27 protein-coding genes are annotated in these 24,582 nt (G+C 68.8%); 9 read left to right on the top strand and 18 right to left on the bottom strand.

What is annotated here, in order from left to right:
• The first annotated feature begins 6 nt into the window (after positions 1 to 6).
• Genes HPS01S_RS08060 through HPS01S_RS08040 form a run of 5 tightly spaced genes read left to right on the top strand, consistent with a single transcriptional unit; the run spans position 7 to position 4,783 of the window.
• Entirely contained in the window at positions 7 to 804 is a 798-nt protein-coding gene (locus HPS01S_RS08060) for an enoyl-CoA hydratase/isomerase family protein (RefSeq protein ID WP_066153682.1), read from the top strand.
• Positions 801 to 2,723, top strand: coding sequence for an ATP-binding protein (locus tag HPS01S_RS08055; protein WP_066153679.1), 1,923 nt, complete (start codon positions 801 to 803; stop codon positions 2,721 to 2,723). The genes HPS01S_RS08060 and HPS01S_RS08055 overlap by 4 nt, the downstream gene beginning before the upstream one ends.
• A complete protein-coding gene (locus HPS01S_RS08050) occupies positions 2,720 to 3,886 on the top strand; it encodes an acyl-CoA dehydrogenase family protein (protein ID WP_066153676.1) in 1,167 nt (388 codons plus the stop codon). Before HPS01S_RS08055 ends, HPS01S_RS08050 begins: the two co-directional genes overlap by 4 nt.
• Positions 3,883 to 4,368: a thioesterase family protein gene (locus HPS01S_RS08045; RefSeq protein ID WP_066153673.1), complete on the top strand. Its 486-nt coding sequence runs from the start codon at positions 3,883 to 3,885 to the stop codon at positions 4,366 to 4,368. Before HPS01S_RS08050 ends, HPS01S_RS08045 begins: the two co-directional genes overlap by 4 nt.
• A gap of 4 nt (positions 4,369 to 4,372) precedes the next feature.
• A complete protein-coding gene (locus tag HPS01S_RS08040) occupies positions 4,373 to 4,783 on the top strand; it encodes a hypothetical protein (protein ID WP_066153670.1) in 411 nt (136 codons plus the stop codon).
• Positions 4,784 to 4,872: 89 nt separating this feature from the next.
• Here HPS01S_RS08040 and HPS01S_RS08035 read toward each other — a convergent pair whose 3' ends face one another.
• The 17 genes from HPS01S_RS08035 to HPS01S_RS07955 form a co-directional block, all read right to left on the bottom strand.
• Complete coding sequence (locus tag HPS01S_RS08035; RefSeq protein WP_066153667.1) at positions 4,873 to 5,520, bottom strand: nitroreductase family protein; 648 nt, start codon at positions 5,518 to 5,520, stop codon at positions 4,873 to 4,875.
• A gap of 180 nt (positions 5,521 to 5,700) precedes the next feature.
• Positions 5,701 to 6,021: a hypothetical protein gene (locus tag HPS01S_RS08030; protein WP_255284182.1), complete on the bottom strand. Its 321-nt coding sequence runs from the start codon at positions 6,019 to 6,021 to the stop codon at positions 5,701 to 5,703.
• A gap of 254 nt (positions 6,022 to 6,275) precedes the next feature.
• The gene (locus HPS01S_RS08025; RefSeq protein WP_066153663.1) at positions 6,276 to 6,671 is read right to left on the bottom strand and encodes a DUF2784 domain-containing protein; all 396 of its coding nucleotides are present in this window, start codon (positions 6,669 to 6,671) and stop codon (positions 6,276 to 6,278) included.
• A gap of 41 nt (positions 6,672 to 6,712) precedes the next feature.
• Positions 6,713 to 7,333, bottom strand: coding sequence for a YdeI/OmpD-associated family protein (locus HPS01S_RS08020; protein WP_066153660.1), 621 nt, complete (start codon positions 7,331 to 7,333; stop codon positions 6,713 to 6,715).
• 44 nt (positions 7,334 to 7,377) lie between these two features.
• Positions 7,378 to 7,713 carry a monovalent cation/H(+) antiporter subunit G gene (mnhG, locus tag HPS01S_RS08015; protein ID WP_066153657.1) on the bottom strand — a complete coding sequence of 112 codons (336 nt, stop codon included), beginning with the start codon at positions 7,711 to 7,713 and terminating at the stop codon, positions 7,378 to 7,380.
• A gap of 2 nt (positions 7,714 to 7,715) precedes the next feature.
• A complete protein-coding gene (locus HPS01S_RS08010; protein ID WP_066153653.1) occupies positions 7,716 to 7,991 on the bottom strand; it encodes a K+/H+ antiporter subunit F in 276 nt (91 codons plus the stop codon).
• The gene (locus HPS01S_RS08005; RefSeq protein ID WP_066153650.1) at positions 7,988 to 8,476 is read right to left on the bottom strand and encodes a Na+/H+ antiporter subunit E; all 489 of its coding nucleotides are present in this window, start codon (positions 8,474 to 8,476) and stop codon (positions 7,988 to 7,990) included. Before HPS01S_RS08005 ends, HPS01S_RS08010 begins: the two co-directional genes overlap by 4 nt.
• Positions 8,473 to 10,050 (bottom strand): monovalent cation/H+ antiporter subunit D, encoded by a 1,578-nt coding sequence (locus HPS01S_RS08000; RefSeq protein ID WP_255284186.1) that lies wholly within the window; start codon positions 10,048 to 10,050, stop codon positions 8,473 to 8,475. The genes HPS01S_RS08005 and HPS01S_RS08000 overlap by 4 nt, the downstream gene beginning before the upstream one ends.
• Positions 10,051 to 10,112: 62 nt before the next feature.
• Complete coding sequence (locus HPS01S_RS07995; protein WP_066153648.1) at positions 10,113 to 10,457, bottom strand: Na+/H+ antiporter subunit C; 345 nt, start codon at positions 10,455 to 10,457, stop codon at positions 10,113 to 10,115.
• Positions 10,445 to 13,366 carry a monovalent cation/H+ antiporter subunit A gene (locus HPS01S_RS07990; RefSeq protein ID WP_066153645.1) on the bottom strand — a complete coding sequence of 974 codons (2,922 nt, stop codon included), beginning with the start codon at positions 13,364 to 13,366 and terminating at the stop codon, positions 10,445 to 10,447. Before HPS01S_RS07990 ends, HPS01S_RS07995 begins: the two co-directional genes overlap by 13 nt.
• A 116-nt stretch (positions 13,367 to 13,482) precedes the next feature.
• Positions 13,483 to 13,701, bottom strand: a complete 219-nt coding sequence (locus HPS01S_RS07985) for a hypothetical protein (protein WP_066153642.1) — start codon at positions 13,699 to 13,701, stop codon at positions 13,483 to 13,485.
• 196 nt (positions 13,702 to 13,897) lie between these two features.
• Entirely contained in the window at positions 13,898 to 15,061 is a 1,164-nt protein-coding gene (locus HPS01S_RS07980) for an ABC transporter substrate-binding protein (protein ID WP_066153639.1), read from the bottom strand.
• 40 nt (positions 15,062 to 15,101) lie between these two features.
• Positions 15,102 to 16,958: an AMP-dependent synthetase/ligase gene (locus tag HPS01S_RS07975; RefSeq protein WP_066153636.1), complete on the bottom strand. Its 1,857-nt coding sequence runs from the start codon at positions 16,956 to 16,958 to the stop codon at positions 15,102 to 15,104.
• Positions 16,959 to 16,962: 4 nt separating this feature from the next.
• A complete protein-coding gene (locus HPS01S_RS07970; protein ID WP_066153633.1) occupies positions 16,963 to 17,751 on the bottom strand; it encodes an ABC transporter ATP-binding protein in 789 nt (262 codons plus the stop codon).
• Positions 17,748 to 18,578, bottom strand: a complete 831-nt coding sequence (locus tag HPS01S_RS07965; protein ID WP_066153630.1) for an ABC transporter ATP-binding protein — start codon at positions 18,576 to 18,578, stop codon at positions 17,748 to 17,750. Before HPS01S_RS07965 ends, HPS01S_RS07970 begins: the two co-directional genes overlap by 4 nt.
• Before the next feature lie 5 nt (positions 18,579 to 18,583).
• Entirely contained in the window at positions 18,584 to 19,660 is a 1,077-nt protein-coding gene (locus HPS01S_RS07960; RefSeq protein WP_066153627.1) for a branched-chain amino acid ABC transporter permease, read from the bottom strand.
• Positions 19,661 to 19,664: 4 nt separating this feature from the next.
• Positions 19,665 to 20,540: a branched-chain amino acid ABC transporter permease gene (locus HPS01S_RS07955; protein ID WP_066153624.1), complete on the bottom strand. Its 876-nt coding sequence runs from the start codon at positions 20,538 to 20,540 to the stop codon at positions 19,665 to 19,667.
• Positions 20,541 to 20,747: 207 nt separating this feature from the next.
• On the opposite strand from HPS01S_RS07955, the gene HPS01S_RS07950 reads away from it, so the two are divergent.
• From HPS01S_RS07950 to HPS01S_RS07935, 4 genes are read left to right on the top strand one after another with little or no spacing between them, the layout of a single operon-like run.
• Positions 20,748 to 22,148 (top strand): acyclic terpene utilization AtuA family protein, encoded by a 1,401-nt coding sequence (locus HPS01S_RS07950; RefSeq protein WP_066153621.1) that lies wholly within the window; start codon positions 20,748 to 20,750, stop codon positions 22,146 to 22,148.
• Positions 22,145 to 22,528 (top strand): AtuA-related protein, encoded by a 384-nt coding sequence (locus HPS01S_RS07945; protein WP_066153618.1) that lies wholly within the window; start codon positions 22,145 to 22,147, stop codon positions 22,526 to 22,528. The genes HPS01S_RS07950 and HPS01S_RS07945 overlap by 4 nt, the downstream gene beginning before the upstream one ends.
• A complete protein-coding gene (locus HPS01S_RS07940; RefSeq protein WP_066153615.1) occupies positions 22,525 to 23,319 on the top strand; it encodes a crotonase/enoyl-CoA hydratase family protein in 795 nt (264 codons plus the stop codon). The genes HPS01S_RS07945 and HPS01S_RS07940 overlap by 4 nt, the downstream gene beginning before the upstream one ends.
• A 52-nt stretch (positions 23,320 to 23,371) precedes the next feature.
• Positions 23,372 to 24,109, top strand: coding sequence for a type 1 glutamine amidotransferase (locus HPS01S_RS07935; protein WP_066154025.1), 738 nt, complete (start codon positions 23,372 to 23,374; stop codon positions 24,107 to 24,109).
• 9 nt (positions 24,110 to 24,118) lie between these two features.
• Here HPS01S_RS07935 and HPS01S_RS07930 read toward each other — a convergent pair whose 3' ends face one another.
• Positions 24,119 to 24,553, bottom strand: coding sequence for an acyl-CoA thioesterase (locus HPS01S_RS07930; protein ID WP_066153612.1), 435 nt, complete (start codon positions 24,551 to 24,553; stop codon positions 24,119 to 24,121).
• Between the last annotated feature and the right edge of the window lie 29 nt (positions 24,554 to 24,582).

Raw genomic sequence — 24,582 nt, 5'->3', positions numbered from 1 at the left:
CGTGACATGAGCAACTTTCTGGTGGTGCGGCAGGGCGACACCGAGCGCTGGACGCTCGATGACCAGGCCACGCGCAACGCGCTGTCCGACGGCATGGTGGTCGCCCTGTTCGAGGCCTGCCTGCGGGCCAAGGCCGACGACAGCCTGCGCACGGTGGTGCTCACCGGCGGGAGTGGCGCCTTCTGCGCGGGCGGCAGCCTGGGCCACTTCGCCAGCGCCATCGGCCAGCCACTCGCCGAGGGCGCACACGACCCGTTGATCGACGCCAACCGCGCGTTCGGCGACGTGCTGCACGCGCTGACCGAACTGCCGCAGCTGCTGGTGGTGGCGGTGGACGGGCCGGCCATGGGCGGCGGCTTCGGCCTGGCCTGCTGTGGCGATGTGGTGCTGGCGACGCAGCGCTCGGTGTTCGCCACGCCCGAGGTCACGCTGGGCCTGCCACCGGCGCAGATCGCGCCCTTTGTCTGGCGGCGCCTGGGCGACCGCGCCGCACGCGACTGCCTGCTCTCGGGCCGGCACTTCAGTGCCAGCGAAGCGTGCGACCTGGGCCTGGTCAACGACGTGGTGGCCGACGGCGAGATGGAAGCGGCGCTGACCGACACGCTGGCGCGCCACCGCCTGGCCGCACCCGGTGCCCTGGCCGAGACCAAGCAGCTGCTGCGCCGCCTGCACGGACCGCTGCCCGACCTGCGCGACGAAGCCGCCATCGCTTTCGCGACGGCCCTGCGCGGGCCGGAGGCGGCTGCCGGCCTCAAGGCCTTTGTGCGCAAGCAGCCCGCACCGTGGGTGGAGGGGGGCGCATGAGGCGCCTGCTGATCGCCAACCGCGGCGAGATCGCGCGCCGCATCCTCCGCACCGCGCGCCGCATGGGCGTCGCGACCGTGGCGGTGTTTTCCGACGCCGATCGCGGCGCCTTGCACGTGCGCGAAGCCGACACGGCCGTGGCGCTGGGCGGCACCGCCTCGGCCGACAGCTATTTGCACATCGACAAACTCATCGGCGCCGCGCGCGCCAGCGGCGCCGACGCGGTGCACCCCGGCTACGGCTTCCTCAGCGAAAACGCCGACTTCGCGCAGGCCGTCATCGACGCCGGCCTCACCTGGGTCGGACCGCTGCCCGCCGCCATCCGCGCGCTGGGCAGCAAGTCCGCCGCCAAGGCGGTGGCGCTGGCACAGGGTGTGCCGGTGCTGCCGGGCTGCTTCGGCGACGACCAGCGCGACGAGACCTTCGCGGCCGAGGCGCAGCGCATCGGCTACCCGGTCATGGTCAAGGCCGTGGCCGGTGGCGGCGGGCGCGGCATGCGCCTCGTGCACAGCGCCGAGCAACTGCCCGCCGCGCTGCAGAGCGCGCGGTCCGAAGCCCTGGCCGGTTTCGGCAATGGCGACCTGCTGATCGAACGTGCGCTGCTCAACCCGCGCCACGTCGAGGTGCAGGTGTTCGCCGACGCCCACGGCCACTGCATCCACCTGGGCGAGCGCGACTGTTCGGTGCAGCGCCGCCACCAGAAGATCATCGAGGAGTCGCCCAGCCCGGCGGTCTCGCCCGAGCTGCGCGCCGAGCTGGGCCGCTGCGCGGTGGCGCTGGTGCAGGGCGCGGGCTATGTGGGCGCGGGGACGGTGGAGTTTTTGCTCGACGGCGACCAGTTCTTCCTGATGGAGATGAACACCCGGCTGCAGGTCGAGCACCCCGTCACCGAAATGCTCACCGGGTTGGACCTGGTCGAATGGCAACTCCGTGTGGCGCGTGGCGAGCCGCTGCCGTTGACACAGGACAAGGTGCAGCTCCAGGGTCATGCCATTGAAGTCCGCCTCTGCGCCGAAGACGAACACTTCACCCCGCACGCCGGCACGGTGCAGCGTTTCGCCGAATCACCGCTGAGCGACGGCCTGCGCTTCGACCACGCGCTCGAAGACGGCTCGGTGGTCACGCCGCACTACGACGCCATGCTGGGCAAGCTGATCGCCCACGCGCCGACCCGCGGCGGGGCCATCGCCCAACTCGCGCAGGCGCTCGACGACACGGTGCTGCTCGGCCTGCCCAGCAACCGCGCCTTCCTGGCGGCCTGCCTGCGCCATCCGGTGTTTGGTGCGGGCGAGGCCACCATCCCCTTCCTCGCGGAGCAGGGCGACAGGCTGCGCGAGGCGATCCAGCCGCCGCACGGGGCCTGTGTGGCCGCCGCGCTGGCGGCGACCTGGCTGGGCCGCACGGGCGCCGATCTGCCCAGCCCGTTTGTGCGGCCGCTGCGCGTGAAGCTCGGAGAGACCACGCTGGACCTGGGTGTGCGCGAACTCGGCCGCGGGGCGTTGCAGGTGCATGCTGGCGAGCGCGGGTACAGCGCACACATCGGCAAGGTCACCGTGGCGCTCGATGGCGTCGCGCAGCCCACCGCGGTGGTGCGCCACGCCGACGGCCATTGCCATGTGCGCTGGGGTGCCCACGACCTGCACCTGCAGGACCTGAGCCTGTCCGCCGCGCTGAGCGGTGGCCAGGGCCCCGCGGCGCGCGAACTGCGCGCGCCCTTCAACGGCAAGCTGGTGTCGCTCATGGTGCAGCCCGGCCAGCGCGTGGCGCGCGGGCAGGTGCTGCTGACCATCGAGAGCATGAAGATCGAACACCAGATCGCCGCACCGCGCGACGCAACCGTGTCCGGCGTGACCGTGGTGGCGGGGCAGCAGCTGGTACCGGCACAGGTGCTGCTGGTCTTTTCGGAAGAGGGCGCATGAGCACCGACACTTCGAGCGACTTCGACGCCGCCGACCTGGAGGCGCTGGTCGATACCGTGCGCCGGTTTGCACTGGAGCGGGTGCGCCCGAACCTCGACGCCTGGGAGGCCGCTGGCGAGATTCCGCGCGCGCTGTACCGCGAAGCCGCCGACCTCGGCCTGCTCGGCCTGGGCTACCCCGAGCATCTGGGCGGCACGCCCGCGCCCTGGCGCGCGCGCAACGCGCTGTCGCAGACCCTGGCCCGCCACGGCAGCAGCGGTGGCCTCATGGCCAGCCTGTTCTCGCTGAACATCGGCCTGCCGCCGGTGCTGGCGCATGGCGCGCCCGAGCTGCAGGCCGAGGTGGTGCCGCCCGTGCTGCGCGGCGAGCAGATCGCGGCGCTGGGCATCACCGAACCTGGCGGTGGATCCGACGTGGCCGCGCTGCGCACCACCGCGCGGCGCGAGGGCGACGAGTACGTGATCGACGGCGAGAAGGTCTTCATCACCTCCGGCCTGCGCTGCGACTGGCTCGCGCTCGCCGTTCGCACCGATGCTGGCAACAAGGGCGCCAGCGGCATCAGCATGGTGGTGGTGCCCATGGACCGGCCTGGCGTCTCGCGCAGCGCGCTGCAGAAGATGGGCTGGCACTGCTCTGACACCGCGCACCTGCGCTTCGATGGTGTGCGCGTGCCGGTGCGATACCGCCTGGGCGAAGAGGGCGCGGGCTTTCGCATGATCATGGGCAACTTCAACGGCGAGCGCCTGGCCATGAGCGCGATGGCGCTGGGCTTTGCACAGGCCTGCTACGACGAGGCGCTGGACTGGGCGCGCCAGCGTCAGACCTTTGGCGCCGCGCTCATCGAACGCCAGGTCATCCGCCACAAGCTCATGGACATGCGCACGCGCATCGAATCCACCCGGGCCTGGGTGGACGCCGTCACCGCGCGCGCCGACGCGGGCGACCAGGGACCGGACTGGGTCAGCCATGTCTGCCTGCTCAAGAACCACGCCACGCAGGCCATGCAGTTCTGCGCCGACGCCGCGGTGCAGATCCTCGGCGGCATGGGCTACATGCGCGGCACCGTCAGCGAACGCATCTACCGCGAGGTCAAGGTCATGATGATCGGCGGCGGCGCCGAAGAAATCATGAAAGAACTCGCCGCGCGACAATCCGGACTATGAGCAAATCCCCACCACCACTGCCCACCGAGTTCGAGCCCGAGTTCATCGCCGGGCTCAAGGCCATCTTCGAAGAGAAGATCGTGTTCAACCAGGTGCTGGGGCTGAAGATCACCAGCCTGCTGCCCGAGCGCGTGACCGCGCGCATCGACATGCGCCACGAACTGATCGGCCACTACAGCCACAACCGCGTGCACGGCGGCGTCATCAGCGCCGGGCTCGACGCCATGGGCGGCCTGGCCTGCATGGCCGCCATCGGCGCGCGCCACATGGACGAAACGCCCGATCAGCGCCTGCACCGCTTCGGCAAGCTCGGCACCATCGACCTGCGCATCGACTACCTGCGCCCCGGCATCGGCGAGCACTTCGAACTCAGCGCCGAGGTGCTGCGCCTGGGTTCGCGCGTGGCGTCCACGCGCATGGAGTTCCGCGGCGCGGACGGCAAGCTGCTGTCCTGCGGCTCGGGCGCATACATCGTGTCCTGAGGCCATGCCCCGCCGCAGGCCCCGGCCGGCCGGTCGCCTCGGGCGCTGGGCGCGGTGGCTCTGGGCATCGCCCAACACGCTGATCGGCCTCGCGCTCGGCCTGCTGCTGCTCCCTTTTGGCGCACGCCTGCGCATCGTGGATGGCGTGATCGAAATCGCCGCGCGCCGCGCACCACCCCGGCGCCGCTGGCCCTTCACAGCGATCACCTTCGGCCACGTCGTGCTCGGCACCCATGCGCAGGAACTGCAGCGCCTGCGCGCGCACGAGCGGGTGCATGTGCGGCAGTGCGAACGCTGGGGGCCGCTGTTTCTGCCGGCGTATCTGCTGGCTGGGGCGTGGCAGTGGCTGCGCGGGCGGGATGCCTACTGGGACAACCCGTTTGAGGTGGAGGCGCGGCGGCTGGGTGGGGGATGAACCCCGTTGGGCTGTGTGAAGTCGCGGCCGTGCCGTCACGTCCCGGTTTCTGCTCCGCAGCGATCATCCGGGTGCCACGCCAATGAAGATCAGCGCTTCGCGTAGCCCACCGTCTGCGTCAGCAGAATCTGCTGATCGTTCGTCAACCCCATCGCTTTCGTCAGCGCATGGCGGTCAAACCAGGCCCGCACCACCGTGCCCAGCCCATGCGAGGCACAAAACAGGTACACGTTCTGCGCCATGGCACCCGCCGCCACCGAGGCGTAGGCCTCACGCTGCGCGGCGGGCACCATCTTCATGCGGCCGTGGTCCGCCACGTAGACCAGGTCCAGCGGCGCGTTGTCGACGAAGTCCTGGTAACCCGTCACACGGCGCACGTCTTCGGCCTTGATGAGCAGCAGCACGTGGCGTTGCGGCTCGTAGCGGTACAGGCCTTGCGGCAGTGCCACGTACAGGTCCACCTCCTGTGCGTTCATGGCCGAGGGCGAGGTGCGGCCGCCGTGCTCGGCACGGTTGATGCCGGCGGCGGCCCACAGCAGGTCCGACAGGGTTGGCGGCTCCAGCGCGTCAGGGCGGAAGTCGCGTTGGGACTGGCGCTGTTGCAGGGCCTGCATCACCGGCAGGCCGCCCGTGGTCCGTGCCGGGGGCAGCGCCATTTCTCCAAGCACCGCGCCGCTGGCGGGCTGGCCGTGCAGTTGCCCCAGCACACCCAGGGCGAGTTTTGTCAAGGTGTTCATGGTTTCCTCTCTGCAGAAATCAGGCATCCAGGCACAGGCGCCTGCCCGCCCTTGCCCACGACCATGCGGATGGCAAACATCCAGGTGCCAGAGAAGACCGGCGCGGGTACCACCCAGGAGGTTTCATCGTGTGCTTTTGTCCACCCCTGCCCTCCCTCACGCTGCTCGCGCGCACGACGTTCAGTCGCCGTCCAGGTGCGGGGGCGAGAGGCCTTCGGCCGGTTCACCGGTCTCGGGGTCGATCCAGTCCGAAATGCCAAGTTCACTCTCAGCCTCGCGCAGGCTCTCGCCAGGCTCGGGCGCTTCGAGGTCGGCAGCCTGCAGGTCGGCCAACGCGTCCTCGTAGCTGCTGAAGGGGCCAATCTCCTGCTTGCCATCCGGGGCGGTCCTGTAATAACCGTCGGGCCGCTTGACGATCTGTTCCTCCACCGCATCCGCGGTTTCCGGCACGGCCTTCATCGCGGCGGTCTCGCGTTCCGTCAGGGGGGTCTTGCGCTTCATGCCTTGCACCTTCCTTCTCGGCTGTCGTTCCCAATCCGTCGGACCTCGTGATGGCGGTCCGCATGCTGCGTGCATCCACCCGGCGGCGCCGGCGTTTCTTGAGCCGCGTCAAACGATGTCGAGCATGCCTGAGTCGGCGCCATTGTCAAAGCTGGTGTTTCATCCACCCGCGGTGCCGGTCGGGAGCGCCGCCAGCCACGGGCAGCGCTGTCGGGTCATTGGCCTGTTCGGGCATTCCGGGCGCAGGCCGTGCGTCAGCCTGAGCGTGGCCGCACCCACCACCAGGCCACCGCCACCAGCAGGGCATACGCCGTGTAGGCCGCCTCGAACACCCACCAGGGTGCGTCCCAATACAGCAGGCGCGCGAGCCAGTGTTCGATGAAACCTTCCGGGTAGCCGCCTTGCCCGGCCAGGTGCCGCAGGTCCTGCTCCCACACGGTCAGCGGGCAGAGCTGGCCGAGCCAGGTCTGGGCAGCGATGAACAGGATCAGCCCCAGATGCGTGACACGCAGGCCTCGGTGGTGCACCCAGCGCCAGCCCCGCGCGCCGCCGATGAGCACCAGTGGAAGCAGCCCGACGACGAACAGCACCACGCCCGCATGCAGCGCCATCAGGGCGTCGGCGAGATGGGCTGCGGTGGCGGGGGTCATGGCCGTCGGTGCTGCGCCCGAAGCAGGATGAGAAAGATTCGTCAGCGCTCGTTCGCGCCCTTGCCCGCCAGGATGTGTGGGCGCGCCTTCTCGATCCGCGACACGCGCGTGGCCGCCGTTTTTGCCGAGCTCAGAAGGATCGCGTAGCTGCGCTGGCGGCCCGGGGTGAGGCGGTGGAAGGCCTCGGCCAGTTCGGGGTCGGCGTCCATCGCGTCGACCAGCTCGTCGGGCAGTTCCAGCGCCTGCACCACTTTCGGTGGGCGGATGCCGGCGTCGGCATAGGCCATGGCTTCGAGCAGGTAGGCGTGGATGGCGCTGGCCCGTTCTTCGACCTGCTCGGTGGCGGTGAACCGGATCGAGTCGGGGTGCTGCGTGTTGGGGCCTTGCCGCTCCAGCAGACCTTCGGGGTCTTTCATCAGCGCGGCGTTGAAGAAGTTGAGCCGGAAGTCGCCCTGCAGCGCACCGATGAGCGCGATGTTGCGCCCGGCGTGCATGTAGCAGGGGTGGCCCCATTTCACGGTTTCCACCAAGCCGGCCGAGCGGCAAAGGGCGCGCAGCGCAACCAGGCCGTCGTGCCACTGGTTGGCGGAGCAGGCGGGGGTGGCGAAACGCTCGCAGCGGCCGCAGCCCTTGGCAAAGAAGTCCTCGATGTCCGTGATCATGGGTGCGTCTTTCGTGGCCTGCCGGGCGGTGTGTGGTCGCGTGGTCAACGGCGCCGCTGGAGCGGCGCTGGCAGCGGGTCGCCGGCCTGGCGCCGGCGGAACAGTGCGGCGCGTGCCAGCACGATGGTCGTGACCGGGGCCGAGATCGACAGCACGATGATGATCAGCCAGACGTGCAGGCTCAGCCCCGCCCCGCGGGTGCTGAAGTGCACGATGGAGGCCAGGGTGACGATCCAGGCGCCGAGCGTGGACGCCAGTGCCGGTGCGTGCATGCGCAGGAAAAAGTCGGGCAGTCTCCACAGGCCGAGCGCGGCCACAAGGACCAGCACGCCGCTGGACACCAGCAGGACTGCCACCAGGATGTCGGCCAGGGGGGGCATGGTCAGATCACCTCCCCGCGCAGCAGGAACTTGGCCATGGCGACCGACCCGACGAAGCCGAACAGCACCATCACCAGGGCGCCTTCGAAGTACATCTCGCTGTCGTAGCGGATGGCCAGCACCAGCAGGACCAGCATGCCCACCACGTAGACGAAGTCCATTGCGAGCACGCGGTCCTGCGCGTGGGGCCCGCGGAACAGCCGCATCACGCCGACGGCCATGGCGGCGGCGTAGAGAACCAGGGTGGTGGTGATTGCGATCGACAGCAGTGGACTCATTCGAAAATCTCCTTCAGCGGCTGTTCGTAGTCGGACTTGAAGTGCGCAATGAAGGTCGCCTCGTCGTCAAGATCGAACACATGGATCAGCAGCGCGCTGCGGTCGGGCGCGAGTTCCGACCACACGGTGCCCGGGATGACGGCGGTGATCATGGCCAGGGCCGCGAGGCCGTGCACGTCGTGCAGGTCCAGCGGCACGGCCACAAACGCGCCGCGCGGCGGGCGGCGCTGCCCCCGCCACACACCGAACGCCACCTGCACCGCCGAACGCAGCACGTCGCGGCCGACGCGCAGGATCAGGCGCAGCAGCACGCCCCAGCGCCGCAGGGGCCCGGGGCGAGGGCGCAGGGGCGCCATCAGCAGCGGCATCACCACGGCGACCACGAGGCCCAGCAGCACCTGGCCCAGGCTGAAGCTGCGGGTCAGCAGCAGCCAGCCGCCGAACAGGCCCAGCGAGAGCCAGGGCGATGGGAGCAGGTGCTTCATGGCGCACCTCCCGCCGCGCGGGGGACCGGCTGGGCACCCATCACCGCGTTGATGTAGAGGTCGGGGGCGTGCAGCCCCTCGGCCGCGGCCCGGGTGTAGGTGAGCGCGGTTTCGGCCTGCAGCACCATGGCCAGCGAGGCGGCCAGCAGGCCCGCAATCGGCAGGGTCTCGATCACGCGCAGGCGCGGCGGCGGTCGGTCCTGCGTGGTCCAGAAGTGGCGCATGCCCACCCGCATCAGCGACATGGCGGCGAACAGCCCCGAGAGGATCAGCAGCACGAACAGCGTCCAGGCCGCAGGCGTGCGCAGGTCGAGCAGCGCGGTGAGCATGGTCAGCTTGGCCACGAATCCGGACAGCGGCGGCAGCCCGGCCGTCACCATCGCCCAGACCGTGAAGGTGAGGCCCAGAAAAGCCAGTGCCGCCGGGATGGCGCGGCCGATGAGAGCCTCTTCATCGTCGTCGAGGTTGGTGCCAGGCGGCGGCTCGGCGTCGAAAAAGGCGGGCAGGGCGTAGTTGCCGTCGTCGACCTGCTGCGGGCCTGCTTCGACCTCGCGCGCACGATCCAGCAGTTCCACCAGCAGGAACAGCGCGCAGCCCGCCAGCGTGGAGCTGGCCAGGTAGAACAGCGCGCCGCCGCTGAGCGCCGGCGCATCGAAACCGATGGTGGCCACCAGCGTGCCCGAAGAGGCGATGACCGAGTAGCCCGCCAGCCGCGCCAGCTGCTGCGAGGCCAGCATGCCCACGGCCCCGAACACCAGCGTGGCGATTCCGCCCCAGACCAGCACCCCGCCGCCGAAGCCGGCCGAAGCGCCGGCGTCTGCCGGAAAACACAGCGTCCACAGACGCAGCACGGCGTACACGCCCACCTTGGTCAGGATGGCGAACACCGCCGCGGCCGGTGCGCTGGCCGCGGCATAGGCCGGTGGCAGCCAGAAGTTCAGCGGCCACAGACCGGCCTTGGCCAGGAAGGCGATCGCCAGGATGGCGGCCCCGGCGTGCAGCAGACCGCGGTCGCTCGCCGGTACCGCCGGCAGCTTCTGCGCGATGTCGGCCATGTTCAGCGTGCCGGTGACGCCGTAGAGCACCGCCACGCCGATCAGGAACAGCAGCGAGGCGACCAGGTTGATGGTGATGTAGTGCAGGCCGGCGCGCACGCGTTCGCCCCCGCCGCCGTGCAGCAGCAGGCCATAGCTGGCGGCCAGCAGCACCTCGAAGAAGACGAAGAGGTTGAAGAGGTCGGCCGTGAGGAAGGCGCCGTACAGCCCCATCAGCTGCAGCTGGAACAGCACATGGAAGTACACCCCCGCGTGTTGCCAGCGCGCCAGCGCATACAGCAGCGAGGCCAGGCCCACGCAACCCGTCAGCACCACCATCAGAGCCGACAGCCGGTCCGCGACCAGCACGATGCCGAACGGCACAGACCAGTTGCCGGGCAGGTAGATGCCGAAGGCCGCCGGTGCATCGCGTCCGGCCACGTCCAGCAGCAAGGCGACGGCGATCACCAGCCCCAGGGCGGTGGACAGCACGTTGGTCACGGCCTTCAGCCCGCGCCGGCCCTCGCCCAGCAGCAACATCAGCGCGGCGGTGGCCAGCGGCAGCAGGATGGGCGCGACCAGCAGGTGGTTCAAACCTTCCGTCACAGGCGCTCCTCCTGGCCGTCCACATGGTCGCCGCCGGACAGGCCGCGCAGCGCCAGCAGCACGACGAGGAACAGCGCCGTCGTCGCAAAGCCGATGACGATGGCCGTCAGCACCAGCGACTGCGGCAGCGGGTCGCTGTAGTTGACCAGGTCGGCCACCACGCCCGGCTTGACGATGGGCTCGCGGTCGATGGCCAGGCTGCCGACACTGAAGATGAACAGGTTGACCGCATAGGACAGCAGCGTCAGGCCGATCAGCACCTGGAAGGTCCGGGGCCGAAGGATCAGCCACACGCCCGCACTGGCCATCACGCCGATGGCGATCGAGATCACGGTTTCCATCCGGTGTCCTTTCTATCGTCGACGGCCACACCTTGCCGGCGGCGCGCGCGCAGCGACTGGTGGGCGATGGCGGTCAGCAGCAGCAGGGTCGAGCCCACGACGACCGCGAACACACCGAGGTCGAACAGGGCCGCCGTGGGCAGGTGCACCTCGCCGACCAGAGGCCAGGTCACGTGCGCGGTGTGGGTGGTCAGGAAGGGGTGTTCCAGTGCCAGGGAACCCAGCCCGGTGACCAGTGCGACCAGCAGGCCGGTGGCGATCCAGCGCGTGGGCAGCAGGTGCATCCGCGCCTCGACCCAGCGCGTGCCGCTGACCATGTACTGCGCGATGAAGGCAATCGCCACCACCAGTCCGGCGACGAACCCGCCGCCGGGTTCGTTGTGCCCGCGCATGAACAGGTGGAAGGCGAGCAGCCCGGCCACCGGCAGCAGCAGCCGCACCAGCACCGCCGGCACCTCCAGGTAGGGCGGCAGGTGGTCGTCGCCATCGCCGTCGCGATCGATCAGGTCGGCGCCGGCGGCATCGACGTGCACCTGTTGCTGCTCGGTCGGGTCCACCGTTTCGCGCGCCGGCCGGAAGCGGCGCAGCAGCGCATAGACCGTCAGGCCGACGATGCCGAGCACGGTGATTTCGCCCAGCGTGTCGAAGGCTCGGAAGTCGACCAGCATCACGTTGACCACGTTCGTTCCCCCGCCTTCGGGCAGCGCCTTCTCGATGAAGAACGGTGAAATCGACTGGGGCGCCTGGCGCGTCAGCAGCGCATACGACAGCGCCGACAGGCCGACACCGATCAGCACCGCGAGCAGCATGTCGCGGCGCCGGCGCCACCGGGTGTGCAGGACCGTGCGCGGGTCGTCCAGCTCCCGCCGCTTGGGCAGCCAGCGCAGGCCCAGCAGGAACAGGACCAGCGTGACGACCTCGACGGAGAGCTGCGTCAGCGCGAGGTCGGGCGCGGAGAACCACGCAAACGTGATGCACATCGCCAGGCCGACGACGCTGAGCATGGTCAGCGCGGCCAGCCGGTGGAACTTGGCCTGGTTGGCGGCCCCGATGGCGCAGGCGCCGGCGATCAGCCAGAGCAGCACGAATTCGGGCGTGGCCGGCACGCGCGCGCGGTCGCCCCAGGTCAGGGGCACGATCAGCGCCGAGCCCAGGCCGGCCAGGCCTGCGATCAGCAGCATCGCGAACAGCTGCGGCTGGAGTCGGCGGGTGCCGAGCCAGCGGGTCAGGCGCCTGGCCGCGCCCGAGGCGCGGGCCAGCCCGTTCTCGAACAGGCGCTTGCCGTCCAGCCGCTGCAGCAGCGGTGCGCCGCGCTGGCGGCGCTGCCTGAGGCGGCTGGCAAACCGCAGGTACACCAGCAGACCACCCACGGTGGCCACCAGGCTCATCACCAGCGGGGTGTTGAATCCATGCCAGACCGCAAGGCTGTACTCGGGCAGGGTGCCGCCGACCACCGGTTGCGCCGCCAGCGCGAGCACCGGCCCGATGGACCAGGCCGGCAGTGTGCCGACGACGACGCAGGCCAGCACGAGCAGCTCCACCGGCACGCGCATCCAGTGCGCCGGTTCGTGCGGATTGCGCGGCAGGCCCCGTGGCGGGGGGCCGAAGAACACGCCGTGGGCAAAGCGCAGCGAATACACCACCGCGAACACGCCGGCCAGTGTGGCCAGCGCCGGCAGGCCGTTCTCGATGAGCGGGCTGGCGCTCACGAACACGGTTTCTGCAAAGAACATTTCCTTGGACAGGAAGCCGTTGAGCAGCGGCACACCGGCCATGGCCGCGCAGGCCACGATGGCCAGGGTGCCGGTGACGGGCAGGCTGCGCGACAGGCCCTGGAGGCGGCGCATGTCGCGCGTGCCGCTTTCGTGGTCGATGATGCCCACCGACATGAACAGCGAGGCCTTGAAGGTGGCGTGGTTCATCATGTGGAAAACCGCGGCCACCGCGGCCAGCGGGCTGTTCAGGCCCAGCAGCAGCGTGATCAGCCCCAGGTGGCTGATCGTCGAGTAGGCGAGCAGGCCCTTCAGGTCGTTCTGGAACATGGCCACGTAGCTGCCCAGCAGCAGCGTGACCAGGCCCGCACCGCCCACGATCCAGAACCACTCGTCGGTGCCGGAGAGCACGGGCCACAGGCGCGCCAGCAGGAACACGCCGGCCTTGACCATGGTGGCCGAGTGCAGGTAGGCCGAGACCGGCGTGGGCGCGGCCATCGCATGCGGCAGCCAAAAATGGAACGGGAACTGCGCGCTCTTGGTCAGCGCGCCCAGCAGCACCAGACACAGCGCCAGCGGATAGAGCGGGTGGGCGCGCACCAGATCGCCCGAGCGCAGCACCGCTTCAAGCTCGTGGCTGCCCACGATGTGCCCCAGTACCAGCACGCCGGCCAGCAAGGCCAGACCACCCGTGGCGGTGACGGTGAAGGCCATGCGCGCGCCGCGGCGGGCGTCCTTGCGGTGGGTCCAGTAGCCGATCAGCAGGAACGAGAACACACTGGTGAGTTCCCAGAACACGACCAGCTGCACCAGATTGCCCGAGACCACGACGCCGAGCATGGCGCCCATGAACCCCAGCAGCAGCGAATAGAAACGTGCGGCCGGGTCGTCGCTCGACAGGTAGTAGCGCGCGTAGACGATGACCAGCAGGCCCATGCCGCTGACCAGCATCGCGAACATCCACGCGAAACCGTCCAGGCGGATGACGACATCGATGCCCAGGCTGGGCAGCCAGGCCAGGCGCTCGGTCACGACGGCGCCTGCGCTCACCGCCGGATACAGCCAGGCCACCTTCGCGCCAGTCACCAGAGCGACGGCCGCGGCCCAGAGCGACACGATGTTGCGCGCGCTGGTGGGCAGCAGCGCAGCGACCAGGCTTCCGATGAATGGCAGGGACAGCAGCAAGAGCAACGACATGGTTGCGAGTCTACTGGCGGCTCATCCCCAGACGCGCCCTGGCCGGCTGTGGCCCCGCGAGAGAACCGGGCACCCCGGGACCGGTCACCAGCCGTCCCGCATCGGTGCGGGCGGCGTCACTTGCGCGCGCTGACCAGCAGCACCAGGCCGCCCGCCACGATGGCGGCCACGCCGGCCCACACGGGGATGTTGACCCGGTTTTCTTCCCGGACCTTGAGTTCCAGCGGTCCCAGTTTGGCGGCGGTGCTTTCCGTCGTGTACGAGAAGCCGCCGTACACCAGGGCGGCGATCCCGGCGACGATGACGATCAATGCGGCGATGCGTGCGATTCCCATGGTGCTGGCTCCTGAAATGAGGACGGTCGGCCCGGTGGCGCCATTGGACCCGGGCCGGTGTTCCGTGTCCGTAGGATAGGTCCTATGCTCCTCGTAGGCCAGGGCCGCGGGCGCAAAAAAAGCCGCCATCGCACGGGGCGAGGCGGCTTGCGCGCATGGCCTGTTCAGACAGGCGGCGCGCAGCTCTGAGCGGGGATCAGTTCTTCGGGTAGTCCGAGATCACCTTCCACTTGCCGTCGACGATCTGCGACAGGCGCGATGCGTTGCTGCCCAGGCGCTTCTGCGGGCCGAAGCTGGCGGGCGCGCTGCCGAAGATGTCGGTGGGGATCGTCATCGTGTCCATCACCTTGATGAAGCTGTCGGTGCTCAGGCCTGGCCCGGCCTTGCCCGCGACCTTGGCGAAGGTGTCGATGATGTTGTAGCCGTAGACCGAGAACACGGTGGGGTCTTCGTTGAACTTGGTCTTGTACTTGTTGGCCCAGAAGCGCACCGGCTGCGAGGCGTCGTCCAGGTAGGGGTTCTGCACCGTCATGGTGGCGTACAGGCCGTTCATGGCCGGGCCACCGAGCTTGTGGATCAGGTCGGTGTAGAGCGCGCTGCTGCCCATGAAGGTGGGGTTGAAGCCGAGCTTGCGGGCGGTGGCGATGGTGCCCACGGTCTCGCGGATGATGGTGCCGAGCACGACGAAGTCGCACTGCGCGGCGGCCAGCTTCTGCATCTGCGAGCCGAATTCGGTGGCACCGCGCTTGAAGCTGGCCTCTTCGGCCATTTCCATGCCGATGGACTTCAGGCCTTCCTTGGCACCGCGCACCACTTCCAGACCGAACTCGTCGTCCTGGTAGACGGTGCAGACCTTCTTGGCACCTTTTTCCTTCACCACCAGCGGCAGCGAGTTTTTCATCTGGTCGAAGTAGGTGGCCGCGAAGGAGTACTTGAGCTTGTGGAAGGGCTCGTACATCTCGCGCGCGGCGGTGATGGGGAAGAAGTTGATCACGTTCTTCTGGAACTGCACCGGCATGGCGGCCATGTTCTGCGCCGTGCCGATGTGGCCGACCATCATGAAGATCTTGTCCTGGTTGACCAGCTTCTGCGCCGCCAGAACGGCGGTCTTGGGGTCGTACTTGCTGTCTTCCACCAGCAGCTTGAGCTTGCGGCCGTTGATGCCGCCCTGCTCGTTGATCTCGTCCACGCGCAGCATCATGCCCAGGCGGGCCTGCTTGCCGAAGCCGGCGAGCGGGCCGGAGAGGTCCTGGATGGAGCCGAGGACGATTTCGTCCTTGCTCACGCCTTGCGACTGTGCGAAGGTGGCGCCGGCCGTGAGTGCCAGCGCGGCGGCGGTCAGAGTGAGTCGGGCTTTCATGGGGGCTTGTCTCCTGGGTGGAAAAAACGGGGCGGCCGGATCAGCGGTACATGGCCTCGATCTGTTCGGCGTATTTCTGCTGCACCAGCTTGCGTTTGAGCTTCATGGTGGGCGTGAGTTCTTCGTCCTCGGCGGTCAGCTGGGTGTCGAGCAGCCAGAATTTCTTGATCTGCTCGACGCGGGCGAACTTCTTGTTGGTGGCGTCGATCACGTCCTGGATCAGCTGCTGCACCTCGGGGGAGCGTGTCAGGCTGGCGTAGTTGGAGAAGGGCACGTCGTTGTCCTGTGCAAACTTCTCCACGTTCTCCTGGTCGATCATGATGATCACGGTGAGGTAGGCCCGCTTGTCGCCGATCACCACCGCGTCGGTGATGTAGGGCGAGAACTTGAGTTCGTTCTCCAGCTCGCTGGGGGTGATGTTCTTGCCCCCTGCGGTGATGATGATGTCCTTCATGCGGTCGGTGATGCGGAAAAACCCTTCCTCATCCACCACGCCCACATCGCCCGTGTGCAGCCAGCCGTCTTTGTCGATGGTTTCGGCCGTCTTCTCGGGCAGGTTCAGGTAGCCCATGAACACGTTCGGCCCGCGCACCAGGATCTCGCCGGTCTGCGGGTCGAGCTTGACCTCGTTGTACTGCGCGGCCGGGCCGATGCTGCCGGGCTTGATGCGCTCGGCCGGGATGCCGGTGGAGGCGCCGCAGGTCTCGGTCATGCCCCAGACCTCCAGCATGGGCACGCCCAGGGCGAGGTACCAGCGCACCAGCTCGGGCGAGATCGGCGCCGCGCCGGTGACCAGGAAGCGCGCGCGGTGGATGCCGATCAGCTTGCGCACGTTGTCCAGCACCAGCAGGCGTGCGGCGCGGAACTGCCACTGCAGGCTGCCGGGCACGGCCTCACCCTTGAGCACATGGTCGGCCACGCGCTGGCCCACGCCGATGGCCCAGGCGTAGGCCGCCTGCTGCAGCTTGCTGGCTTCCTTGAGCGCGATCATCACGCCCGAATAGAACTTCTCCCACACGCGCGGCACCGCGGTGAACACGGTGGGCGCGATCTCGCGCACGTTCTCGGGCACGGTCTCGGGGTTCTCGACGAAGTTGAGCCTGGCGCCGGTGTAGAGAGAGAAATACTCGCCGCCCATGCGCTCGGCGATGTGGCACAGCGGCAGGAAGCACATGCACTCGTCGTGCTGGTCGCGCGCGATCAGCGTGTTGTAGCCGCGCACGGTGTAGACCAGCCCCTGGTGCGCGTGCATGGCGCCCTTGGGCTTGCCGGTGGTGCCCGAGGTGTAGACCAGGATGGCCAGGTCGTCGGGCTTCACGGCGGCCACGCGCTGCTCCAGCGCCTTCGGGTGCTGGGCCAAGTGCTGGCGGCCAAGCTCGCGCAGTGCGTCCAGGCTGGTGACCATGGGGTCGTGGAAGTCGCGCAGGCCGTCCATGTCGAACACCACGATCTTCTTCAGGCGCGGCAGGTGTTCGCGCACCTCCAGCGCCTTGTCCAGCTGCTCATCGTCTTCCACGAACAGCACGGTGGTGCCCGAGTCTTCGCTGAGGAACTGCACCTGTTCGGCCGCGTCGGTCGGGTAGATGCCATTCGACACGCCGTTGGCGCTGAGCACGGCGATGTCGCACAGCACCCACTCCACATTGGTGTTGGAGAGGATGGACGCAGTTTCGCGCGCATCGAAGCCGATGGCCAGCAGGCCGTGGCCGATCTCGCGCACCGCCTGGCCCACCTGGGTCCAGGTCCAGCTGCGCCAGATGCCGAATTCTTTCTGCCGCAACCAGATGTCGGGGCCGCGTTGTTGCACCGCGTTCCAGAAGATCGCGGGAATGGTGTCGCCGGGCATGACCACCTCGGTCTGCGGGCGGATGGCGGAGAGATCCCACAAGTAACTCATGCGCTCACCTCCAGTTCTTCTTCTTTTTCCAGCGGCGGTCGGCGCGCACGCCGGCTTCCTTCATGCCGAGGTAGAACTCCTTGATGTCGTCCTTCTCGCGCAGGCGGGCGCAGGTGTCTTCCATCACGATGCGTCCGTTCTCCAGCACATAGCCGTAATCGGACGCGTTGAGCGCCATGTTGGCGTTCTGCTCCACCAGCAGGATGGTGGTGCCGCGCTCGCGGTTGATGCGCACCACGATCTCGAAGATTTCCTTGGTCAGCTTGGGCGAGAGACCGAGGCTGGGCTCGTCGAGCAGGATCAGGTCGGGGTTGGCCATCAGCGCGCGGCTGATCGCCAGCATCTGCTGCTGGCCGCCCGAGAGCAGTCCGGCGTCCTGCGCAGCACGCTCGCGCAGGATCGGGAAGTAGTTGAAGACCAGCTCCATGTCCCGCGCCACGCCGTCGCGGTCGCTGCGGGTGTAGGCGCCCATGAGCAGGTTGTCGCGCACCGAGAGCAGCGGAAACACCTCGCGGCCTTCGGGCACGTGCATCAGCCCCTGCTGCACGATCAGCGCCGGGTCCTGCGCGGTGATGTCGTTGCCCTTGAATTCGATGCTGCCCTTGCGCGGGTCGATGATGCCGCTGATGGTCTTGAGGATGGTGGTCTTGCCGGCGCCGTTGCTGCCCAGCACGGTGGCGATCTCGCCGCGCCGCACCTGCAGGCTCACGCCGCGGATGGCCTTGATGGGGCCGTAGGCGCTCTCGACGTTGAGGAGCTTGAGCACCGCGTTGTCGGTGACCGGGGCCGTCATGCCGCCACCCTCACATGGTTCTCGCGGCGCAGGCTGGACACGTCGTCCACCGTGCCGAGGTAGGCCTCGATCACGCCGGGGTGGCTCTGCACCTCGGCCGGCGTGCCGGTGGCCAGCTCGGCGCCCATGCTCATGGCCAGCACGCGGTCGGACACCTTGGACACGAGGGTCATGTCGTGTTCGACCATCAGCACCGTCACGCCCAGCTCGTTCTTGATGTCGCTGATCCAGAACGCCATGTCCTCGGTTTCCTCCACGTTCAGGCCCGACGACGGTTCGTCCAGCAGCAGCAGGCGCGGTTCGGTGCACAGCGCGCGCGCCAGCTCCACCACCTTGCGCACGCCATACGGCAGGCCGGCCACCATCGACTCGCGGTGGTGCTGCAGGTCGAGGAAGTCGATCACCTGCTCCACCTTCTCGCGCGCGGCGATCTCGGCGGCGCGGGTCTTGCCGGTGAAGAGCAGCTCGCTCCACAGCCCGGTCTGCCGGTGCGTGTGGCGGCCGATCAGCAGGTTCTGCAGCACCGTGGCGTGCTCGAACAACTCGATGTTCTGGAAGGTGCGTGCGATGCCCAGGCCGGCCACCTTGTGCGGCGGCAGGTCGGTCAGCTTCAGCGGCCCCTGGTGGCTGGCGAAGTGGATCTCGCCGCTGGTGGGCGTGTAGATGCGGCTGATCAGGTTGAACACCGTGGTCTTGCCCGCGCCGTTGGGGCCGATGAGGGTGAACACCTCGCCCTTCCTGACGTCGAAGCTCACCTTGTTGACCGCCAGCACGCCGCCGAAGCGCACGCTGAGGTCCCGGGCCGAGAGGAGGATGTCGTCGTTCATGGCGCTCATTTCAGACGGTCCGATTTCTGGAACGACTTCTGCCGCTTGAACATGCCCTTGCGGTAGAACGGGAACAGCTGGAACCAGGTGCGGACCTTGAGCCAGCGGCCATACAGCCCCATGGGCTCGAACAGCACGAAGGCGATCAGCACCGCGCCGTAGACCGTGCCCTGCAGGCCGGTGGACTGGCCGATGGCCTCGGGCAGGAAGTCCTTGGCGAGGGCGATCAGCTGCGGCATCACGATCAGGAACATCGCGCCCAGGAAGGCGCCGTGGATCGAGCCCAGCCCGCCAATCACCACCATCAGCAGCAGGTCGATGGACTGGATGATGGAGAACTGGTCGGGCGAGAGGAACTGGATCTTGTGCGCGTACAGCGCGCCGCCGATGCCGGCCAGCGCGGCCGACAAGGCGAAGCTCAGCGTCTTGTAGCGCGCCAGGTGGATGCCCATGCTCTGCGCCGAGATCTCGGAGTCGCGGATGGCCACGAAGGCGCGGCCGGTGGGCGCGCGCAGCAGGTTGACGATGGCCAGCGTGGCGCCCACGCAGAGCACCAGGCAGAGGAAGTAGAAGCCTTCGGTGGAGTCGATGGTCCAGCCGCCGATGGCCGGCGGGTTGACCACCAGGCCGGCGTTGCCGCCGGTCACGTGCTCCCAGCGCGCCAAGCCTTCTTCGACGATGAAACCGAAGGCCAGCGTGGCCATGCCCAGGTAGATGCCCTTGACGCGCAGCGCCGGCAGGCCCACCACCATGCCCACCGCGGCCGAGAGCAGGCCGGCACAGGCGATGGAGACAGGGAAGGGCCAGCCCGCGTTGGTGAGCACCGCCTCGGTGTAGGCGCCGACGCCGAGGAAGGCCGCGTGGCCGAGCGAGAACAGGCCGGTGAAACCGGCCAGCAGCATCAGGCCCAGACCGACGATGGCGTAGATCAGCACGAAGGTGAGTTGCGCCAGCCAGTACTCGGGCAGGGCCCAGGGCGCCACCGCGAGGAACAGGCCCAGCAGGCTGTACCAGAACACATGGCCGCCGTGTTTGGCCAGCCGGATGTCCTGGTCGTAGTCGGTCTTGAAAATGAAACGCATCGGTTCAGACCTTTTTGCGCAGCTTCTCGCCGAACAGGCCGTTCGGCTTGAGCACCAGCATCAGCAGCACCACGATGTAGGGCGCGATGTCCTTGAAACCTTCGGGCAGGTAGAAGCCCGAGAGCGCCTCCACGATGCCGATCACCAGGCCGCCGACGATGGCGCCGGGCAGGCTGCCAAAGCCGCCCACCACCGCGGCCGGAAAGGCCTTGAGGCCGATGAAGCCCATGTTGGCGTGCACGAAAGTGATCGGCGCCAGCAGCAGGCCGGCGATGGCCGCCACACCGGCCGCCAGGCCCCAGACCAGGCCATTGAGCCGCTTGACCGGGATGCCCATGTAGTAGGCCGCCAGCTGGTTCTGCGACGAGGCCTGCATGGCGATGCCCAGCTTGCTGTACTTGAACATGGCGAACAGGCCGCCGCAGAGCACCGCGGTCACGCCGATGATCACCAGCTGCTCGGCCGCCAGCACCAGGCCGCCCATGTTCAGCACCTCGCCCGCGTAGGGCACGGCCAGCGAGTGCGTGTCGGTGCCGATGTTGGGGATCATGGTGATCACGCCGCGCAGCACGTAGCCCACGCCGATGGTGAGCATCACGATGGAGAACGCCGGCTGGCCCAGGATGGGGCGGATCACCATGCGTTCGAGCAGCACGCCGAACAGGCCCATGCCGATGACGGCCGCCAGCACCGAGACCCAGAAGGGAAACCCCAGCAGGGTCATGGTGAGCAGGCCACCGAAGGCGCCGACCATCATCAGGTCCCCCTGCGCGAAGCTCACCGTCTCGGTGGCCTTGTAGATCAGCACGAAGCCCAGGGCAATGAGTCCGTAGATGCATCCCTGGGCCACACCGCCGATCAGCAGTTGCAGCAGTTGCACGCACTGTCTCCTTTGTTGTTGTGGACACAGGGCGCTGCAAATGCTGTGGCGCAGGGTCCAGCTGTGGTGCGGGTTTTATATCGGCCTTGCCTGAAACCGGCGTCAGGGTAGACCCGAGCCCGAGTCGCGCAGGCGGCAGTTTTTCTGCGCCTTATTTTCAGCAAGCAATCGCTTTGCAAAAATAGGGAGTGCCCGTATGCTGGCCGCATGAAGTCCATCCGCATCGGCGCCGGTCTCGGCTTTTATGGCGACCACTGGGAGCCCGTGGTCGCCAGCATCGAACGTGGCGATGTGCAGTTCATCGCCAGCGACCACCTGGCCGAACTCACCCTGGCCATCCTGCAGAAAGACCGGCAGCGCGACCCGTCGCTGGGCTACGCGCGCGATGTCGTGCCCATGCTGCTGCGGCTGTGGCCGCTGATGCGGGCGCGCGGCGTGCGCTTCGTCTGCAACGCGGGTGGCCTCAACCCCCTGGGGGCTGCGCAGGCGGTGCAGGCCGCGCTGGCGGCCAAGGGCATGGCGCCGCGCATCGCGGTGGTGACCGGGGACGACGTGCTGCCGCGCCTGCTCGACGCGTCGGTGCCCGACGCGGCGCTGGCCCACCTGTTCAGCGGCGAGCCGGTGTCGGCGGTGCGCGAGCGGCTGGTGTTCGGCAACGCCTACCTGGGCGCGGCGCCCATCGTGCAGGCGCTGGACCGGGGCGCGGACATCGTGATCACCGGCCGCGTGGCCGACGCCGCGCTGTTCCTCGGCCCCATCGCCCACCACCTGGGCTGGGACCTGAAGGCCACCGACGCCGCCGGTCTCGACCGGCTGGCGCAGGGCCTCACCGTGGGCCACCTGCTCGAATGTTCGGGCCAGGGCAGCGGCGGCAACTTCGGCAGCCAGGAGGCCTGGAAGGCCATCCCCGATCTGGCGCACATCGGTTTTCCCATTGCCGAGGTGTGGGACGACGGCACGGCCCTCATCACCAAGGCGCCGGGCACGGGCGGGCGCGTCAACTTCGACACCGTGCGCCAGCAGCTGCTGTACGAGGTGCACGACCCGCACGCCTACCGCTCGCCCGACGTGGTGCTGGACATGGGCGGCATCCACCTGCACGACGAGGGCCACGACCGCGTGCGGCTGACCGGGGCGCGCGGCACAGCACCGGGCGACCAGCTCAAGGTGGTCGCCGGGTTCAGCGACGGCTTCAGGGCCGAGGTCACCTGGGGCTTTTCCTGGCCCGACGCCTGGGACAAGGCGCAGGCCGCCATCGACACCATTCGCACCCAGCTGGCCGAGCGGCGCGTGTCGCACGAGGAGCTGTACGTGGAATACCCGGGCCTGAACTCGGCGCACGGCCCGCTGGCGCCGCTGCCGCCGCCGGAGCAGCTGAACCAGATGAACGAGGTCTGGACGCGGCTGGTGCTGCGCACGAACGTGAAGGCCGCCGCCGACGGCTTCGGCCGCCTGTTCCCCTGGATCGGCCTCAGCGGCCCGGCCTACACCTGCGGCTTCACCGGGCTGCACAACACCAGCGAGCTGCTGGGCATCTGGCCGACGCTGATCCCTCGGGCGGAGGTGGAGCCCAATGTGCGGGTCGAGATGCTGGGAGGTGCCGCATGAACGGAGTTCGCATACCCCTGGTCCGCATCGCCCATGCGCGCAGCGGCGACAAGGCCGACTGGGTCGACTTCGGGCTGTTCGCCTGGAACGAGGCGGGCTACCGCATCCTCGAACGCGAGGTCACGGCCGAGCGCGTGCGGCAGCACTTCGCGCCCTGGCTGCCGGGCGAGCTGGACCGCTGGCCGCTGCCCAACATCCTCGCGCTCAAGCTGGTGCTCAAGGGCGCGCTGCAGGGTGGCGGCGCCCGCAACCTGCGGCTGGACAACCTGGGCAAGTCGATGGCGGGGGCGCTGTTGCGGATGGAGATCGAGGTGTCAGAAGACGAGCTTCAGGCGGCATTGAATGAGCCGCGTGTGGGCTGGTGGGGAGAGCAGGCATGACCGCCGTCACCACCGAAGTCATCGACGACATCTACGTCGTCACCTTGAACCGCCCCGAGGTGCGCAACGCGGTCGATGGCGACACCGCACAGGCGCTGCACGCCGCCTTCCTCGCCTTCGAGGACGACCCGGCCGCCAAGGTCGCGGTGTTCCATGGCGCGCATGGCCACTTCTGCGCCGGCTGGGACCTGCAGCATGGGGCACGGCTGGCAGCGTCCGGGCAGACCGATGGCCTGGCGGGACTTGATTTCGACAGCGACGACACCCGCGTCATCGGCCCCATGGGGCCATCGCGTCTGCGCCTGTCCAAGCCGGTGATCGCGGCGGTCAGCGGCGCGGCGGTGGCGGGCGGCATGGAACTGGCGCTGTGGTGCGACATGCGGGTGATGGAAGACGATGCCTACTTCGGTGTCTACTGCCGCCGCTTCGGCGTGCCGCTGATCGACGGCGGCACGGTGCGCCTGCCGCGCCTGATCGGCATGGGCCACGCGATGGACCTGATACTCACCGGCCGCAAGGTCGAGGCGGCCGAGGCGCTGCAGATGGGGCTGGCCAACCGCGTGGTGCCGACCGGGCAGGCGCGCGAAGCCGCCATCGCGCTGGCGCGGCAGCTCGCCGCCTTCCCGCAGGCCACGATGCGCGCCGACCGCGAGAGCGCCCATGCGCAGTGGGACCTGCCGCTGGGCGAGGCGCTGCAGCAGGAGTGGCAGCGCGGCCGGGCGCGCATCCCCGATGCGCTGGAGGGTGCGGCGCGCTTCGCGGCCGGCGAAGGCCGCCACGGCACCTTCTGAACGGCGCGGATTGGCCCTCCGCCGGGCCGGCCGGCTGGCGATCATCCCGGCCATGAACGATCCGACTTCCCACGACACCGAGGTGCTGGTGCTCCAGCACCTGCACGAAGACGGCCCGGGCCACCTGGGTGACTGGCTCAACGCACAGGGTGTGCGCTGGCGCGTGCTGTGCACCGAGGCGGGTGAGGTTTATCCAGCGACGGTGCGGGGGCTGAAAGGACTGGCCGTGCTCGGCGGCGCCTGGAGCGCCAACGACGACCGCCCCAGCCTGCGCCAGGCCGAGGCGCTGATCCGCGAGGCCGACGCGCTGGGCATCCCGGTCATCGGCCACTGCCTGGGCGGGCAGCTCATCGCGCGCGCCTTCGGCGGCCAGGTGCAGACGCTCGACACGCCAGAAATCGGCTGGCTGCCCATCCGCCACGACGGCAGCGCGGCGGCGCGCGACTGGCTGGGCGACGCGCCGGACGCGACGGTCTACCAGTGGCACTACGACAGCTTCACCGAACTGCCGCCGGGCGCACAGCTCATCGCCGGCTCGGCGGCCTGTCCGCACCAGGCCTTCGTGCTGCGCCAGCACCTGGCGATGCAGTTTCACATCGAGATCACGGAACGCAAGGTGGAAGACTGGATCGCGGTGCCGGGCTCCGGTTACGCCCCGGCCTGCGCGGCGCACCCGGCCACGGTGCAGACTCCCGCAGCCATGCGCTCAGGCACCCGCGACCACCTGGCCACCAGCCAGGCGCTGGCGGATCGCATCTACGGCCGCTGGCGCGCGCGCTGGCCGCGCTGAACGGCTGGCTCAGGCCATGCCGGCCGGCAGGCCCTCGCGCGGGATCGGGCGCGGGCGGCCCTCGTGGTCGATGGCGACGTAGGTCAGGCTGGCCTCGGTCACCTTGACGTACTGGCCCTGGGCGGAAAAGCGTTCGGCGAACACCTCCACCTGCACCGTGATCGAGGTGTTGCCCACGCGGGTGACGTGCGAATAGAAGCTCAGGATGTCGCCCACCCGCACCGGCTGCTTGAAGATGAACTGGTTGACCGCCACGGTCGCCATGCGCCCCTTGACGTAGCGCGCCGGCAGCACCGCGCCGGCCAGGTCGACCTGGGCCATGACCCAGCCACCGAAGATGTCGCCGTTGCCGTTGGTGTCGGCCGGCATGGGGATGACCTTGAGCACCAGCTCGCGGCCTTCGGGGAGATCGGTGTGGGGGCGGGGGCTTGATTCGGTGGACATGGGCACAATCTCTTGAAAACTCCCACGAT

The sequence above is a fragment of the Hydrogenophaga pseudoflava NBRC 102511 genome (genome assembly GCF_001592285.1).
GTDB classification, from domain to species: domain Bacteria; phylum Pseudomonadota; class Gammaproteobacteria; order Burkholderiales; family Burkholderiaceae_C; genus Hydrogenophaga; species Hydrogenophaga pseudoflava.
The sequence above is the reverse complement of the archived record's forward strand: the minus strand, read 5'-3'. Positions and strand labels throughout refer to the sequence as shown.

Excerpts from the sequence above, each read along its gene's own strand:
- HPS01S_RS07930 (WP_066153612.1), bottom strand. The coding sequence starts at position 24,553 with ATGTCCACCGAATCAAGCCCCCGCCCCCACACCGATCTCCCCGAAGGC.
- HPS01S_RS08020 (WP_066153660.1), bottom strand. The coding sequence starts at position 7,333 with ATGATCACGGACATCGAGGACTTCTTTGCCAAGGGCTGCGGCCGCTGC.
- HPS01S_RS07985 (WP_066153642.1), bottom strand. The coding sequence starts at position 13,701 with ATGGGAATCGCACGCATCGCCGCATTGATCGTCATCGTCGCCGGGATC.
- HPS01S_RS07965 (WP_066153630.1), bottom strand. The coding sequence starts at position 18,578 with ATGAACGACGACATCCTCCTCTCGGCCCGGGACCTCAGCGTGCGCTTC.
- HPS01S_RS08050 (WP_066153676.1), top strand. The coding sequence starts at position 2,720 with ATGAGCACCGACACTTCGAGCGACTTCGACGCCGCCGACCTGGAGGCG.
- HPS01S_RS08030 (WP_255284182.1), bottom strand. The coding sequence starts at position 6,021 with ATGAAGCGCAAGACCCCCCTGACGGAACGCGAGACCGCCGCGATGAAG.
- HPS01S_RS07960 (WP_066153627.1), bottom strand. The coding sequence starts at position 19,660 with ATGCGTTTCATTTTCAAGACCGACTACGACCAGGACATCCGGCTGGCC.
- HPS01S_RS08035 (WP_066153667.1), bottom strand. The coding sequence starts at position 5,520 with ATGAACACCTTGACAAAACTCGCCCTGGGTGTGCTGGGGCAACTGCAC.
- HPS01S_RS07995 (WP_066153648.1), bottom strand. The coding sequence starts at position 10,457 with ATGGAAACCGTGATCTCGATCGCCATCGGCGTGATGGCCAGTGCGGGC.
- HPS01S_RS07975 (WP_066153636.1), bottom strand. The coding sequence starts at position 16,958 with ATGAGTTACTTGTGGGATCTCTCCGCCATCCGCCCGCAGACCGAGGTG.
- HPS01S_RS07970 (WP_066153633.1), bottom strand. The coding sequence starts at position 17,751 with ATGACGGCCCCGGTCACCGACAACGCGGTGCTCAAGCTCCTCAACGTC.
- HPS01S_RS07980 (WP_066153639.1), bottom strand. The coding sequence starts at position 15,061 with ATGAAAGCCCGACTCACTCTGACCGCCGCCGCGCTGGCACTCACGGCC.
- HPS01S_RS07935 (WP_066154025.1), top strand. The coding sequence starts at position 23,372 with ATGAACGATCCGACTTCCCACGACACCGAGGTGCTGGTGCTCCAGCAC.
- HPS01S_RS08060 (WP_066153682.1), top strand. The coding sequence starts at position 7 with ATGAGCAACTTTCTGGTGGTGCGGCAGGGCGACACCGAGCGCTGGACG.
- HPS01S_RS07990 (WP_066153645.1), bottom strand. The coding sequence starts at position 13,366 with ATGTCGTTGCTCTTGCTGCTGTCCCTGCCATTCATCGGAAGCCTGGTC.
- mnhG (WP_066153657.1), bottom strand. The coding sequence starts at position 7,713 with ATGCCCCCCCTGGCCGACATCCTGGTGGCAGTCCTGCTGGTGTCCAGC.
- HPS01S_RS08005 (WP_066153650.1), bottom strand. The coding sequence starts at position 8,476 with ATGAAGCACCTGCTCCCATCGCCCTGGCTCTCGCTGGGCCTGTTCGGC.
- HPS01S_RS07945 (WP_066153618.1), top strand. The coding sequence starts at position 22,145 with ATGAACGGAGTTCGCATACCCCTGGTCCGCATCGCCCATGCGCGCAGC.
- HPS01S_RS07940 (WP_066153615.1), top strand. The coding sequence starts at position 22,525 with ATGACCGCCGTCACCACCGAAGTCATCGACGACATCTACGTCGTCACC.
- HPS01S_RS08045 (WP_066153673.1), top strand. The coding sequence starts at position 3,883 with ATGAGCAAATCCCCACCACCACTGCCCACCGAGTTCGAGCCCGAGTTC.
- HPS01S_RS07950 (WP_066153621.1), top strand. The coding sequence starts at position 20,748 with ATGAAGTCCATCCGCATCGGCGCCGGTCTCGGCTTTTATGGCGACCAC.
- HPS01S_RS08025 (WP_066153663.1), bottom strand. The coding sequence starts at position 6,671 with ATGACCCCCGCCACCGCAGCCCATCTCGCCGACGCCCTGATGGCGCTG.
- HPS01S_RS08040 (WP_066153670.1), top strand. The coding sequence starts at position 4,373 with ATGCCCCGCCGCAGGCCCCGGCCGGCCGGTCGCCTCGGGCGCTGGGCG.
- HPS01S_RS08000 (WP_255284186.1), bottom strand. The coding sequence starts at position 10,050 with ATGTTGCTGCTGGGCGAGGGCCGGCGCGGGCTGAAGGCCGTGACCAAC.
- HPS01S_RS08055 (WP_066153679.1), top strand. The coding sequence starts at position 801 with ATGAGGCGCCTGCTGATCGCCAACCGCGGCGAGATCGCGCGCCGCATC.
- HPS01S_RS08010 (WP_066153653.1), bottom strand. The coding sequence starts at position 7,991 with ATGAGTCCACTGCTGTCGATCGCAATCACCACCACCCTGGTTCTCTAC.